The 14264-nt window shown below is 40.5% G+C and carries 13 protein-coding genes; 2 read left to right on the plus strand and 11 right to left on the minus strand.

What is annotated here, in order from left to right; translation table 11 throughout:
* Positions 1-50 precede the first annotated feature (50 nt).
* Positions 51-1601 carry a GNAT family N-acetyltransferase gene (locus ACZ9EE_RS13085; RefSeq protein WP_476027696.1) on the minus strand — a complete coding sequence of 517 codons (1551 nt, stop codon included), beginning with the start codon at positions 1599-1601 and terminating at the stop codon, positions 51-53.
* Between the two features lie 378 nt (positions 1602-1979).
* Between ACZ9EE_RS13085 and ACZ9EE_RS13090 the strand changes: the two genes are divergently transcribed.
* Entirely contained in the window at positions 1980-2513 is a 534-nt protein-coding gene (locus tag ACZ9EE_RS13090; protein ID WP_476027698.1) for a GNAT family N-acetyltransferase, read from the plus strand.
* Between the two features lie 38 nt (positions 2514-2551).
* Here ACZ9EE_RS13090 and ACZ9EE_RS13095 read toward each other — a convergent pair whose 3' ends face one another.
* The gene (locus tag ACZ9EE_RS13095; RefSeq protein WP_476027700.1) at positions 2552-2935 is read right to left on the minus strand and encodes a TerB family tellurite resistance protein; all 384 of its coding nucleotides are present in this window, start codon (positions 2933-2935) and stop codon (positions 2552-2554) included.
* A 163-nt stretch (positions 2936-3098) separates the two neighbouring features.
* Here ACZ9EE_RS13095 and ACZ9EE_RS13100 point away from each other — a divergent pair, with 163 nt between their 5' ends.
* On the plus strand, positions 3099-3851 hold the full coding sequence (locus ACZ9EE_RS13100) for an SAM-dependent methyltransferase (protein WP_476027702.1): 753 nt from the start codon (positions 3099-3101) through the stop codon (positions 3849-3851).
* Between the two features lie 58 nt (positions 3852-3909).
* Here the strand turns inward: ACZ9EE_RS13100 and ACZ9EE_RS13105 are convergent, their stop codons facing one another.
* The 9 genes from ACZ9EE_RS13105 to ACZ9EE_RS13145 all read right to left on the minus strand — a co-directional run bounded on the left by ACZ9EE_RS13105 (position 3910) and on the right by ACZ9EE_RS13145 (position 14186).
* Positions 3910-4731: an MBL fold metallo-hydrolase gene (locus ACZ9EE_RS13105; RefSeq protein ID WP_476027703.1), complete on the minus strand. Its 822-nt coding sequence runs from the start codon at positions 4729-4731 to the stop codon at positions 3910-3912.
* A gap of 15 nt (positions 4732-4746) precedes the next feature.
* Complete coding sequence (locus ACZ9EE_RS13110; protein WP_476027705.1) at positions 4747-5712, minus strand: quinone oxidoreductase family protein; 966 nt, start codon at positions 5710-5712, stop codon at positions 4747-4749.
* Positions 5713-5950: 238 nt separating this feature from the next.
* Positions 5951-6517 carry a YesL family protein gene (locus ACZ9EE_RS13115; protein WP_476027707.1) on the minus strand — a complete coding sequence of 189 codons (567 nt, stop codon included), beginning with the start codon at positions 6515-6517 and terminating at the stop codon, positions 5951-5953.
* Positions 6518-6533: 16 nt separating this feature from the next.
* On the minus strand, positions 6534-8012 hold the full coding sequence (locus ACZ9EE_RS13120) for a glycoside hydrolase family 32 protein (protein WP_476027709.1): 1479 nt from the start codon (positions 8010-8012) through the stop codon (positions 6534-6536).
* A 2-nt stretch (positions 8013-8014) separates the two neighbouring features.
* On the minus strand, positions 8015-8995 hold the full coding sequence (locus tag ACZ9EE_RS13125) for a carbohydrate kinase family protein (protein WP_476027711.1): 981 nt from the start codon (positions 8993-8995) through the stop codon (positions 8015-8017).
* Positions 8996-9077: 82 nt separating this feature from the next.
* Entirely contained in the window at positions 9078-10685 is a 1608-nt protein-coding gene (locus ACZ9EE_RS13130; protein ID WP_476027713.1) for an ABC transporter substrate-binding protein, read from the minus strand.
* A gap of 70 nt (positions 10686-10755) precedes the next feature.
* Positions 10756-11655, minus strand: a complete 900-nt coding sequence (locus ACZ9EE_RS13135; RefSeq protein WP_476027715.1) for a carbohydrate ABC transporter permease — start codon at positions 11653-11655, stop codon at positions 10756-10758.
* A gap of 13 nt (positions 11656-11668) precedes the next feature.
* On the minus strand, positions 11669-12640 hold the full coding sequence (locus ACZ9EE_RS13140) for an ABC transporter permease (RefSeq protein ID WP_476027717.1): 972 nt from the start codon (positions 12638-12640) through the stop codon (positions 11669-11671).
* Between the two features lie 577 nt (positions 12641-13217).
* A complete protein-coding gene (locus ACZ9EE_RS13145) occupies positions 13218-14186 on the minus strand; it encodes a LacI family DNA-binding transcriptional regulator (protein ID WP_476027719.1) in 969 nt (322 codons plus the stop codon).
* Between the last annotated feature and the right edge of the window lie 78 nt (positions 14187-14264).

A 14264-nucleotide genomic window follows, 5' to 3' on the forward strand; every position in this document is an offset into this window, starting at 1 on the left:
TGAGGTTAAACATAAAAAAGCAGACAGTAGTTGATACTGTCCGCCTGCTCTCATGATTCACGCATTAAATTTTTCCATTCAATTCGATACAAATCCCGGCGGCGATCCTGTAATTGTCGGACCGAACCCGTTTTTTGTGAACGTCTTAGCTTTTCGATATCCACGTCACCTACAACCACCGTATCTATATTCGCATCACATTCCCCAACAATTCCATCTCGGGCAAATTCAAAATCCGAAGGGCTGAAAATTCCAGATTGTGCGTATTGAATATCCATGTTTTTCACATGAGTTAAGTTACCTACCGTGCCAGCAATACAGGTATAAATTTGATTCTCAATTGCCCGTGCTTGAGCACAATACCTTACCCGTAAATAGCCTTGGCGGTCATCCGTACAGAATGGCACAAAGATGATGTTGGCACCCATATCGACGGCCATTCGGCCAAGTTCAGGAAATTCGATATCATAGCAAATGAGGATCGCGATCTTTCCACAATCCGTCTCAAATACATTGAATTCGTTTCCTTCCGAAATACCCCACCATTTCCGCTCATTCGGAGTGATATGCAGCTTAGACTGCCTCTCAATCGTCCCGTCTCTCCGGAATAGATAGGCAACATTGTAAACTTCACCATTCTCTTCAACAAAATGGGAGCCACCGACAATATTGACATTGTATCGAACCGCAAGCTCTGTAAACAATTCGATATATTGATCTGTATAGGTAGCTAGCAGCCGCACTGCCTGGTCCGGCCTTTTTTCTTCTGAAAAGGACATTAACTGGGTGGTAAAGATTTCTGGAAATACCGCAAAATCAGAACCAAAGTCTGCCGCAACGTTGACATAATATTCAACCTGGCGTTTAAACTCGTCATAGCAGTCAATTTTTTTCATCATATATTGTATCGCACAGATTCGGACAGGATCTGATGCACGGTACACGCGACGGGACTTCGGATGGTAATCGATATTGTTCCATTCCATTAGCGTCGCAAATGCCTCTGATGCCGTGTCATCAGGCAGGTATCGGGAATTAATTCGTTTAATCCTAAATCCCTGCAGCAGCTGGAATGATAATACTGGATCATAAATGCTGTGTCTCTCAACAGCATCAACATATTCACGCGCTGTCATTTGATCCTTGTATAAGTGATAGTTGGGAATTCGTCCGCCAATGATAATGCTTTGCAGGTTTAACTCGCGGGCCAATTCCTTTCGTGCTTCATATAGCCGATGGCCGAGCTTCATACGGCGGTATTCGGGATCGACCATTACCTCAATTCCGTAAAGGTTAAATCCCTCTGGGTCATGATTGGTGATATACCCGTTGTCTGTGATCGTATTCCAAGTGTGTTGGTTTTTGTATTCATCAAAATTGATAATAAGACTTGAACATGAGCCGACAATTTTGTCTTCATATTCCACACAGAACTGGCCTTCAGGAAAAATGCGGATATGACTGCTCAGCTGTTCCCTCTTCCAAGGTTCCATATTAGGAAAGCAAACCTTGCCTAACTCTATAATCGCATCAATATCCTCCATTCGTATGTTCCGGATAATGATTTTCTTTTCGTATTTGGATACATCTGTTTCAGTCACTATCTCTCACCCTCTCGATAAGAGTCTTACCCTTATTATTTAAAAAGTAAACTATTCATTATTTATAGTTCCCAATAAAATACTTAATTACAGTTTCTTATTCAATTTTTTACAAAGAAGGAGTTGCCTCGAACGGTGGAGAATACCCTTTATAAGGTATACTGATCATGAAAGGATGAGTAACGATGATAATTATCTTAGGAATATTAGGATTACTAATTACATTGCTGGTCATTGCCACAATTTTATCGATAGAAACACAGTTAAAAAAACTCAATAAGACAAATGAGAAAATCGTGGAATTACTTACTGAGCTAAAGAAAGATCAGTTCAAGTGATTTTTAAACTTGTTATATTTACCAAGAAGGAGACTTAGTCATGATTGAACTACAATATTTTGAACAAGCAGATTTTCAACAACTGATTAGCTGGATAGATTCGCCTGCATTCCTGCTTCAATGGAGCGGTTCTGCCTTCGACTATCCCTTAACGGAAGATCAATTAGAAAACTACATCAAAAATGCCAATAAGGAAGATTCAGATACCTTGGTATATAAAGTAATCGATCGAGAAACCAAGGATGTTATCGGACATATCTCATTGGGAAGAATTGATAGAAAAAGTAACTCTGCGAGAATCGGCAAGGTACTAGTCGGTAATCAAGATGTGAGAAGTAAGGGGATCGGTCAGCAGATGATAACGGCAATCCTTAAGATTGCTTTTGAACAACTACATTTGCATCGAGTCAGCCTCGGGGTATTTGACTTTAACATTGCCGCGATTGCCTGCTACGAAAATGCGGGTTTCATCAAAGAAGGTTTACTTCGGGATTCAAGTAAGAATGGGGACGAATACTGGAGTTTATGGGAAATGAGTATTTTAGAGGATGAATGGTTAAAGCTGAGAAAGTAAAAAAGGACCCAGTACTTCGGTAAGCTGGATCCAGGGTGTTACAATTTCTCTTTGGTTAAGGATAATTCTCTTATTTTATCAATCCAATCCTTGAAGCTCCCAAATTCATCTGGCTCAAATCCAAAGTGGTCCTTTATCAGCCGGACAAATTTGCTTTCCTGATCATGAAAGACACCATCTGAATAAATCAATTGGAAGAGTTCCGTCAAAACGATATTTTTTGATCGTTCACTTTTGAAGCTCTCGAGTATGTCCCCTAGATCCATCCCTGTCGGTTCATAATCCTCCATCCCCAATTCTTTCCGGTACTTGTTCAGTATGGAGGTTTCAAATATAGATAAATTTCCGTCAATGGATGCGATCAAAACAGCAAGTTCTAGAAAAGCGGTCTTTTCCTCTGGCTGAAGTTCTGCTAAAAACATCACTACATCTCCTTTTCTTCTTTCTTATATATACGAAAAAAGTGGGACTAAGTTTCATCTTTTTACAAGATTGATTAAACAATGGCTCTGGTTCCTGTATGATAATAAATTGATATAATATTGATTAGTTTATGCAGTAATGAGGATAAAAGGAGATGAAATAATGGATCGAAATAAATTTTCAGCGATAGCCCATCGTAATCACGCGTTCGCTAATCCTATCGGTGAAGCGAAGCTCATGAAAATGATAGGAATGACGGCTCTTAAGCCTAACGATAAAGTGATAGATATTGGTGCAGGAAAATGTGAACTGTTAATCCGCTTAGTGGAAAGCTATCAGGTAAAAGGAACGGCCATTGAATTGTATGATGGTGCAATTGCAGAAGCAAAACGACGGGCAGCCACGCGGATTCCAGAGGATAGCATTGACTATATCACAGCGGATGCAGGTGATGCAGTGCAAGGATTAGGACTTGGGAGTTTTGATTTAGGAGTTTGCATCGGTTCGACTCATGCTTTGGGTGGTCTTGAGGAGAGTCTAAAGACACTTAAAAATCTTGTTAAGAAGAATGGATATATTTTAGTTGGTGAAGGATATTGGAAGCAGTCACCAAGTTCTGAGTATTTAGAGGCGCTTGGCGGTGCGGATGAATCTGAATGTAAAAGTCATGCTGATACGGTCAGGGTTGGTGAGGAGTTAGGATTAATTCCGCTCTGGTCATATGTGGCAGGTGATGAGGAATGGGATGATTATGAGTGGCTTTATTCATCTTCTATCGAGAAATATTGTTTAGAGCATCCAGAGGACCCGGATGTTGAGGCAATGCTAGAGCGGATCCGGTCTTGGAGACGGACCTATTTGCAATGGGGACGCGATACTTTGGGGTTTGGGTTGTATTTGTATAGGAATCTATAGTTTTAATAAGCTTGGCCTTCTTGAAGAACAAAATGGAAGGTTGACGTGAAAATTCCCGTCAGCCCCCTGCATACTCCTTCCGCACAATCTCTACATTGTCCTTATGACATTCCTTCGTAAAGTTAGAAGGAAATCGCATTTCCTTTTCCAAACTGCTCAGCTGTACCGCATCCTCCTCCATCACAGCCTTTATCAAGCGCCTCAAATAATTTCTAGACAGTTGAATCCGACGCCCCATCTCTTCCTGACCATCGGTTGCTTGCCCATGCCCAGGTACCAGCAAGGACACACTATGATTCAACAATACTTTTTCTGCCTTCCGAAGCGTTTCCTCATATGCTTTAGCACTGTAATAAATAAACGGCAGCTCAAAATCGGAAAGGTAATCGCCCGCAATCCATAGACCAAGCGGTTCGATTAACGTAAATAAGCCATCATGCGTATGACCCTGCGCAAGGTAAAAGGTTAATGTCGTCTCACCCAACACTAACTGCTGCCCATCTTCACGAATCACGTAATCTACTTCCGGGAAGCCAATCTTATAGGGGGGCTCAATATAGTACTCATTGTAAAATTGCTGAATCAGCTCTAACTTTTGCTCTTTTTGCGGATGTTCCTGCAATCCTTTGCTGCCGATCACCTTCGCCCCCGGGAACGCATGATACCCGATTATATGGTCAAAGTCACCATGTGTAAATAGAAGATACACTTCTCTATCCCCTTGAACACGTGCAACATGGTTCTTGATTTCCTCTATCTCCTGTGGCAGCCAGTTTGGGTCGACCACGATTACGAGGTCCTCTGTCACAGCAACCGTACAGGTCGTCTGAAATAATGCACTTTGAAACACGGTTATAGATTTATTTTGAAATTGGATCATAGCTGCTCCTTCTCCCTAAGGAAGTAATAATATTTTCCCTGTACTTTTACGGCTTTCAAGATACTCATGGGCTTCCTGGCCATCCTTCAGCGCGAAAACGGTTGGCTCTGCTACTCGGACTTTCCCCTCTTCCATCCAGCGGAAGAGCTCCTTTGAACGAACAATCCGTTCTGCACGGGAGGTAAGTACGTTCCATAGATCGCCGCCAGTCAGGGTTTTCGACGTATCCATCAACATTCTTGGATCTACAGGGGCTGGGTCTCCTCCGGCCATTCCGTAGAAAACAACTGTTCCACCAACACGTGTCGCCTCAAAACTGTCGGAGAGCGTCGACCCTACTGACTCATAAACCACATCGACTCCTTTGCCTCCAGTTACTTCAATCACTTGTTGTTTCCAATCATCCTGATACAAGAAAACCGTTTCCGCTCCCGCTTCCTTTGCGGCAGCAGCTTTATCCAAAGATGAAGTTAAACCAATTACTTTTCCCCCGAGCAAGTTTACAATTTGAATGAGCAGCTGTCCTACACCACCAGCGGCAGCATGTACCAGAACAACGTCATTCTCTTTCACGGCATAACTATCCCGCGATAAATAATGTGCAGTTAAACCTTGAAGCAAGACAGATGCCGCATCATTTAGTGAGATGGTCTCCGGAACTGGGATAGCCTTTTCATATGGGACAGCAACGAACTCAGCGTTCGCATATGGCACATCAGCAAAGGCAATTCGGTCTCCCACCTTTATCCCTTCTACATTTGCTCCTACTTTTTCAACAATTCCAGCCCCTTCATAACCTAAAATATAAGGGGGCTTGCCCACTAAGTGGTAGTTCCCTTTTCTTCTGTATATATCAGCAAAGTTCAAGCCTATCGCCTTCATTTTTACGAGAATCTCCTCGTGACCGATGATTGGATTTTCAATTTCTGTATATTCGAGAACATCTGGTCCTCCAAATGTATTAAATACTAGTGCTTTCAACTAAAATACCCTCATTCGTTCAAAATTTGTTTACGCTTTTATTATTTAGAAATGTCCTTTAGAAAGCAAGTAATACACAATCACAGAATACCCGCAAGCATTATGAAAGATCCATCCAGATGAAAGGTAAAAAGAGTGTCATACTAACAAAATAAAAAAGGCTTGAGTTTGTAGTCACAAACATCAAGCCCATTGCTATTAATCGTTCATTTATATTTATTTTTTGAAACAAACAGAATCACGTAAATATCTTATGACAAACAGTATAGGACCCATAAACAGAAATGCCTCCAACAATAAAAATCATTGCCGGAATCAAATAGATAAGATAGAGCGAAATTAATAGGATTCCAATTAACAAGAGTGTTGTCAAAGGATAAGAAATGGCCATGACCAGTGAATTTCGAATAATATGTTTCCACTTGGTATCAAAATGAGCCATTACGGGAAATAAATAAACGGTTATTGATAAAAACAATAGAGCTAACACCCCGAGAATACCCATCATTAGCAAGTTCGAATGCACCAGTTGATAATTGAGAAAAATTATATAGGCTAATATAAACCATAGGAACGAGATTCCCATGCTCTGAAAAAGACATTCCCGGAATAACCCGAAAAAGGTTCGGAAGACCCCGTCTGTTTCTTTGCCTATAACCCATTTTCGAATCACGCCATACATCGCAGTTGTCGCTGGAAATATTGTAACCACTGGAATGCAGACAATCAGCCAGATCAGATTCAATAAAAATAGGTCTACCATTCTTTCAATGCCCCTCAGCATTCGACTATTCAGGATATTCATGGATGACTTCCCCTTTTTATTTCCAGATTGAGTTTAGATGATAGATTTCTAATGAGACGAGTGAAACATCTCCGCCACTTGCAAACAATGCTAATCCCTCACTTGTGCTGCTCGGAAAAATTAAATCCGTCATGATTGTTTCACCGCTATTTGCAAAGACTTCGACAGAAGACCAATCCAGGAATAAACGAAGTCTTACCCGTCCTCCTTCTGGTTCTACTCTTGCAGTATGTCTGCAAGCGAATAACGGATGGAAAGAAGTTTCACCTGAATGCTGCCGGTCGATAAAAAGTTCCTGTGTTGTTGTATCATAACCAATAATTGTTTTTTCTTCGTTTGAGGCTCTTACTTCAAATCCAAATTCTATTGCAGAATTCAGTTCAAACTCGGCCAATAGTTCGATTTCTTTACCATTACAATCGGATAGCAGATTATCAATATTTGAGTGAATGATTAAATCTTGCCATTTTCTTTTTTCTTTTCGAAGACTTTCTATTTCCTTCACTGGGGTCTGTGTTAATCGGATGCCTTCAGACGTGTTGTTAAGTGACAGCTCCCTCGGCAGGGTCATAGCACTTCTCCATTCTTTCGTCGGTGTGATATTGGCGTATTTCCAGTTACTCATCCAGCCGATCAATACCCGTCTTTGGTCCATTGTATCCGACCAGGTCACGCCTGCATAATTATCGCGTCCGTAGTCGAGCCACAGAACGGTATCATCTGGATTATCATTAACAAAAGTTTTTCCGTCGAATTCTCCAATGAAATATTGAGTTCGTGAACCCTCTGGGTGAGCGTCGTCGTTTCCGATGCTGACAATCATGACCCATTTCTTTATATTCGTATCACCAATCGGCAATTCAAACAGGTCCGGACACTCCCATACTCCATCATGGGAGCCAGTGTCCCTGCCAAATTCACTGGCAAAGTCCCAAGTTTTTAGGTCATCTGAAAGATAGATTCTTACATGGTTACCAACAGCTAAAACCATGATCCACTTATTAGACTCTTCGTGCCAGAACACTTTTGGATCGCGGAAATCCGGGCAGCTTTTATCGATTAAAACAGGGTTTCCTTCATATGTTGACCAGGTCCTCCCTTTGTCATTGCTGTAAGCGATGCTTTGCGTTTGCTTTGGGCCATCCGCTGAAGTGAAGATGGCCACAAGGCCTGTTCCCCCATTAAAAAATCCGCTCGAATCCTTCCAATCTACTACCGCGCTCCCAGAGAAAATCGCTCCATTCTCATCAGGGGATAAGGCAATCGGCAGATGCTCCCAGTGAATCAAATCCTTGCTTACCGCGTGTCCCCAATGCATCGGTCCCCATACCGTGCTATACGGATGGTATTGATAAAACAAATGATATTCTCCTTCATAATAAACCATCCCATTGGGGTCGTTCATCCAGTTGGATTCTGGTGTAAAATGATACTGTGGCCGATAGTTTTCTGTATACTTTTCTGAACTTAGCAAATTTGATTTCTCAGCTACCATAGTTAGATGTTCTCCTTTGTCGTTGCCTTTGAAGTAATAAGTGTAATCGTCTCATCGAGAGTAGGCATACTTAGAATCGCACCTCTTTTGGTTGTAGCTAATGCGCCTACAGCGTTAGCAAACGAGGCTATTTCCGTTAATTCTTCCTTCGACAATTGATCGAACTTGCAGTCTTTTTCAAGGACCTTGTATAAAACCCCTCCAAGGAATCCGTCTCCTGCTCCTGTTGTATCTTTTACATTTACTTCATATCCGGGTACTAAACCGATTGTTTCGCCATGCCTGAAAAAGCAGCCATTTCCCCCTAAAGTGATAAACAATAATGGAACTTGATAGTTTTCCGATATCATCTTGGATCCCTTTTCTAAATCACTAAGTCCAGTTAGAAACACTAATTCTTCCTCAGAAATTTTTACGACATCGGATAATTGAAGCCCCTTGCACATCATCTCTTTGGCATGGTCTAGATTCCCCCATAACGATTCCCGTAAATTGGGATCAAAGGATATAAGGACACCATTTTCTTTCGCAAACGAAATAGCTGCCAGGGTGGTTGCAGCAGAAGGGTTATGCGTCATTGATACAGAACCAAAGTGAAAAATCCGTGAATCTCTAATAGTGTCAAAATTTACCTCTTCCACTTCTAAGGTTGTATCTGCCCCAGGATCACGATAAAAACTAAATGTTCGATCACCTGTTTGATCGAGGTGGACGAAAGCTAACGTTGTATTGGTATGTACCGAGGTCACTAGGCCTGAAGTATCTACATTTATTTGCTTCAATGTATTTTTTAGAAAAATACCAAACTGATCGTTTCCAACTTTCCCTATAAATCTTGTTCTTTTTTGAAACTTTGATAGTACGGCCAAAACGTTTGCTGGCGCACCACCTGGATTCTGTTCAAACAGAATCCCCCCATTTTCTGAAAATCCGGAAGGTGTAAAATCAATGAGTACCTCCCCAAGTGCTGTAATATCGTACATGTTGTTCACCTTTCTCCTTAGAAAAGATAAGGCAGAACAAAGGCGGCATCCTTTATGTTCTGCCCTCTAATGAATCTATGAATTATTTATTGTTCTTGTTAAATTCATCAAGACCTTTTTGGTATAGTTTCATTAGCTCAGGAAGTCCCATTTGGTCTAATTGTTTTAGATAACCATCCCATTCCTTCTCGATTCCACCATCTTGCAGCCAGTGAGCTTGTTTTTGATTGACAAACTGAGTAATATCGGTCTGCAGCTGGTTAACTCGTTTGGTATCCTCTTCATTAAAGAAGACTTGTGGATAGTTTTCTTTTTCAACATATGGACGATAATACTTATCTAAAATCGCCAAACGTTCTTTTGCACGCGGTTCCATGTCGACCACTTTACCGAAGTCATCTTTTAATACCACGAATGGTCCTCCAGGAGCTACCTTTTGACGGAATTCCCCCATTGCCACGCCAGCCGGCAATTCTTTATTTACAAGCATTCCATTTGCATCTTCTTCATAAATTTCACCAAGTGGACCCCAGTCAACCTGAGCCGATTCTTTTGGATCATATAACTGGTCTACCCATCTTGCCGTAATTTCTGGATATTTATTGGCTTTCGTGATTACAAAAGCATCACGGCTGTATTCAGAGTAATTAGACCGTCCTACAATTGGTGTTCCATCTGGTCCTTTAAGAGGCGGCAGAACCGCATAGTCATTTTGACGATCTGTTCCGACTAATTCAGTGCTTTCCCACCAAATAAAGGAACCAAGTGTCTCATCTTTTGTTTTACCTTTTGAGAATAATTTCGCTTGGTCCTGGGTCGTTGCTTCAGGATCAAGAATCCCTTCCTTCACCCACTTATGGTAATAAGCAATCGCCTTCTTATATTCCGGCTGCACCGCACTGAAGATGACTTTTCCATCACGGACAATACGGTGGTCATTATTATCAGGAACACCAAAGGCAGCAATCATATCACCAAAGTTTCCACACCAGCCATTAAAGAGGTATGTTAACCCAATCTCATCCTTTTTCCCATTTCCGTTTGCGTCTTTATCTTGAAACTCCTTCAGGACATTGTGGTATTCTTCAAGGGTAGTCGGCATTTTCAAACCTAACTTATCCAGCCACGTTTTGTTTATGTACATGGTGTTTGGAAGTCCAACAAGGTCCATTTCCTCTGCTCTCGGCAGTGAATAAATGTGTCCATCAGGAGCAGTGATAACACTCTTTAGTGCCGGTCTTTCTTCTAATCTCTTTTTTAAGTTAGGCATATACTTATCTATTAGTTCATCGAGAGGAATGATCGTTCCATCTTTTGCATACTTCACGATATCTAGATCTGTAAATCCGGAATTATAAAAAGCATCTGGTAAATCCCCGCTTGAAAGCAGGAGGTTTTTCTTCTCTTGATATCCTTCACTTGGAATGTTATTCCACTTAACTTGAACATTAGTCTGTTTCTGAAGCTCTTTGAACAGAGTCATATCTTTAAAATTTGGAGCTAAAGAAGATTTGGGTGATACAAAATTTAACGTAATGTTTTTATCTACAATCGGTAAGCCAGTTTCATTCATCTTCACATTGACTTTCTTTTCACTTGCATTTGTGTTTGAACTATTGGAGCAACCAGCGAGAATAGCAGATAAACCAATTGATAAAACCAGTGAATTCCTTAGCCATGACTTTTTCATGTCGTGCTCTCCCTTTATGATTATTTTTTATTTTTATATAATGGCGAAATGGTTTCAGGTAACTAAAAGATCATCCCTTTACTCCGCCAACTAACACACCTTTGACAAAATGCCTTTGAACAAAAGGATAAACAATTAACAATGGGAGGGCTCCCACAATAATAATTCCATATTTAATGATCTCTCCCACTTGCTGCTGCGCTGCTAGGTTGTCAAGATCACTTAACATTTTGATGCTTAGCTGATTTTGAGTCAGAATATTTCTCAAGATCAACTGCAAAGGATAAAGACTCTCATCATTTAAATAGATGAGGGCATCAAAGTACGAGTTCCATTGTCCAACTGCATAAAATAAAACCATAACGGCAATGATTGGTTTGGAAAGCGGCAGTACCACTTTTAAGAAAAATCTGGTGTTAGAACATCCGTCAATTTTACCTGCCTCAAGAAGTTCATTGGGAATATTCTCTTCAAAGAAGCTTCTGGCTACAATCAGATTCCAAACTGCGACCGCTTTAGGAAGGATCATGGCCCAAATCGTATTAAGCATTCCTAAATCCTTGACCACTAGATAAGTCGGGATCAATCCCCCATTAAAGAACATTGTGAAAAGAATCACCATCATAAAAAAGCTTTTTCCGTAAAAGTCTTTGCGTGAGAGTGCGTAAGCTGCCATCAGTGTCAGTGAAACCTGGACAACAGTTCCTACAACGGTGTATACGACAGTGTTTTTATACCCCAGCCAGATTTTGGGGTCACTGAAAATACGTTTGTATCCTTCAAAGGTGATTTCCTTAGGAAAAAACCAAACTTCACCGTTATAAACCATATTCGGGTTACTGATGGAAGCGATGATAACGAAATATAAAGGATATAATACTGCAAGGCAAATCAGCGATAAAAATATGGTATTGACGACATCGAATATTTTATCTTCTTTGGATTTTATCTTTTTTACCGTTTGTGCCATGTTTAATGCCTCCTCACCATAAGCCTGAGCCAGAAATTTTCTTGGCTGTTTTGTTGACAATAAAGAGCAGAATCAAATTGATTATACTGTTAAATAATCCAACAGCTGCACCGAAACTGTATTCAGCTTGCTGTAACCCCACTTTATAAACGTAGGTCGGAATAATCTCCGCTGCCGGTTGATTAAGAGGCGTCTGCATTAGGTAAGCCTTTTCAAAACCAATATTCATTAGATTCCCTACCGACAAAATGAGAAGGATAATGGCTGTTGGCATAATTGCCGGAATATCCACATGTAAGATCCGCTGCCATTTATTTGCACCATCCATTGTTGCGGCTTCATGAATTTCCGGGCTGACACCTGCAAGTGCAGCAAGATAGACGATACAAGCCCAACCTGTTTCCTGCCAAACTCCGGAACCGATATAAAGGGGCTTAAACCAACCCGGTTCTGACATAAAAGTGATCGCTTTTCCTCCAAATAACGTGACCACACTATTAATTAATCCTTTATCTGAAAAAAAGACAAACATCATTCCAGCGAGTACCACAATGGAAATAAAATGCGGGGCATAAATGACGGTTTGTACAAATCGCTTATATTTCTCATGAATCATTTGATTTAGCAAAAGGGCAATAATTATGGGCATCGGAAATCCGATGATGAGTTGAAAAATACTCAACCCTAGTGAATTCTTGATTAAATTCCAAAACTGATAAGAATGGAAAAAACGTTCAAAATGTTCAAATCCTACCCAAGGGCTTCCTAAAATCCCGAGTGATGGGGTAAAATCCTTAAAGGCGATTAAAACACCGTACATAGGAACATATTGAAATACAATAAAGTAGATGATGGCAGGCAACAAAAAGAGATAAAGCTCATAGTTTTCCAATATCCTTTTGAGCCTGCTTTTCTTGTTTACCTTCTTCAAATGAATGGCGGGTGCTTCTAAAGAATCAGTGGAAGCTTTTAAGGTTAATTTCATAATATCTCCCCTCAACTTTTTTAAAAATGGCTCTGTTAAACGATTTTGTTGTTTTTTATACTCTGTTGATTGGAGCGGAAGGCGCTCGACTCCTGCGTGAGTACGGGCAGGGAAGACCCCACAGGCGCTAAAGCGCCGAGGAGGCTCCCCGGTACGCCCGCGGAAAGCGAGCGCCTGGAGCGGAAATCAACAGCCATATTTAACAGAGCCTTAAAAATAAATACAACTCGTTTGATCAGGCTATGTAATCACATTAATGCCAGCATCTTATCAAACTGCACTTAGTGTAGAAATGTTCTCCGTTTTATTCGTTGAAACGTTTCCAACGATAGCTAAAAAAATTAAATAGGTTCATCTTGTCTATAAAATAATTCAAATCTCTAAATCTCTCATTATCCATAACCTAGGTCAGTTCAACTTTCCAGCGGTTGAAACGTTTCAACCAAAAACAAAAAAATTTAGCTGCCTTTTCTAACCATGTTGGGGATTCGGTAAATCTCTTCTGACCCTGTTTTTTGGATTTACATGGATCCCCAGCTATTCCGTTGAAACGTTTCCAACTACACTAAAAAATAAGTTAGCTTGTTTCACCTTGTCGATAGTGTATTGGTATTCGGTAAATCTGTTGCTTCAACTCTTTTCCTTCAATTTTCCTTAAAAGAAGGTTAACAGACATTCTCGCCATTTCTTCAACTGGCTGCCTAATGGTGGAAAGGAATGGATGAAACAAATCATTGTCTTGGATTCCGTCATAGCCGATTACTTTCACGTCTTCAGGAACGTTCAAACCCTTTTCTTTTGCCTTTTTAATGTATTTAGCGGCAAGAATATCTGTATTGGCAAATATTCCGTCTGCTTCGCCATGCTTTTGAAAGAAGCGCTCGAAAAAATCATCATCTTCGTAAACATCGCTGTTTTCTTCAAATGTGACATATTCGATTCCTTGTAGTTTTGCTTCGTCTTTAAAACCATCTTTCCTTAGAATGACTTCACTGTAGCCGAAACTGGTTATTCCAAGATAAGCGGCTTTTTTTACTCCTGCCTTTGCTAGTTCTCTTGCAGCAATTCGCCCACCTTCATAGTTGTCAGAGGTCACACAGGGAATTTTTGTTCCAATATGACGGTCAATGCTAATAAATGGGATGTCAGGATTCACATTTTCTTCGATGTCATTGTAAGTAAGTCCGATAATCCCTGCCACTTTATTTTGATAGAACATGTCAAGGTAGTAGACTTCCTTATCTGGTCTTCCCCCGCTATTGCAGAGCATGAGTTTATACCCTTCCTGGTCGAGTTGATCTTCGATGTAATAGGCCATTTCTGAGAAGAAAGGATGCCATATACTAGGTAGCAAAAGGGCAACCATTTTCGATTTTTGCATTTTAAAATTTCTAGCCACTTCGTTTGGAATATAGTTTAATTGTTTAATGGCATCATTCACTTTCTTGATGTTCTCAGGTGTAACATTTGAATGATTATTAATAACTCTTGAGACAGTGCCAACTCCAACTCCTGCTAAACTTGCAACATCTTTAATGCTTGGCACTACAACTACCTCCGATATTTATGCGATTTCATGAACTCAATTATCCTTTGGAAACGTTTCATTCATTTGATAAACCTA

This window comes from Bacillus sp. URHA0034 (genome assembly GCF_056280405.1).

Bases quoted from the DNA above. Each gene is read 5' to 3' on its own strand.
- ACZ9EE_RS13090 (WP_476027698.1), top strand. From the start codon at position 1,980: ATGATTGAACTACAATATTTTGAACAAGCAGATTTTCAACAACTGATT.
- ACZ9EE_RS13095 (WP_476027700.1), bottom strand. From the start codon at position 2,935: ATGTTTTTAGCAGAACTTCAGCCAGAGGAAAAGACCGCTTTTCTAGAA.
- ACZ9EE_RS13100 (WP_476027702.1), top strand. From the start codon at position 3,099: ATGGATCGAAATAAATTTTCAGCGATAGCCCATCGTAATCACGCGTTC.
- ACZ9EE_RS13105 (WP_476027703.1), bottom strand. From the start codon at position 4,731: ATGATCCAATTTCAAAATAAATCTATAACCGTGTTTCAAAGTGCATTA.
- ACZ9EE_RS13115 (WP_476027707.1), bottom strand. From the start codon at position 6,517: ATGAATATCCTGAATAGTCGAATGCTGAGGGGCATTGAAAGAATGGTA.
- ACZ9EE_RS13120 (WP_476027709.1), bottom strand. From the start codon at position 8,012: ATGGTAGCTGAGAAATCAAATTTGCTAAGTTCAGAAAAGTATACAGAA.
- ACZ9EE_RS13125 (WP_476027711.1), bottom strand. From the start codon at position 8,995: ATGTACGATATTACAGCACTTGGGGAGGTACTCATTGATTTTACACCT.
- ACZ9EE_RS13130 (WP_476027713.1), bottom strand. From the start codon at position 10,685: ATGAAAAAGTCATGGCTAAGGAATTCACTGGTTTTATCAATTGGTTTA.
- ACZ9EE_RS13135 (WP_476027715.1), bottom strand. From the start codon at position 11,655: ATGGCACAAACGGTAAAAAAGATAAAATCCAAAGAAGATAAAATATTC.
- ACZ9EE_RS13140 (WP_476027717.1), bottom strand. From the start codon at position 12,640: ATGAAATTAACCTTAAAAGCTTCCACTGATTCTTTAGAAGCACCCGCC.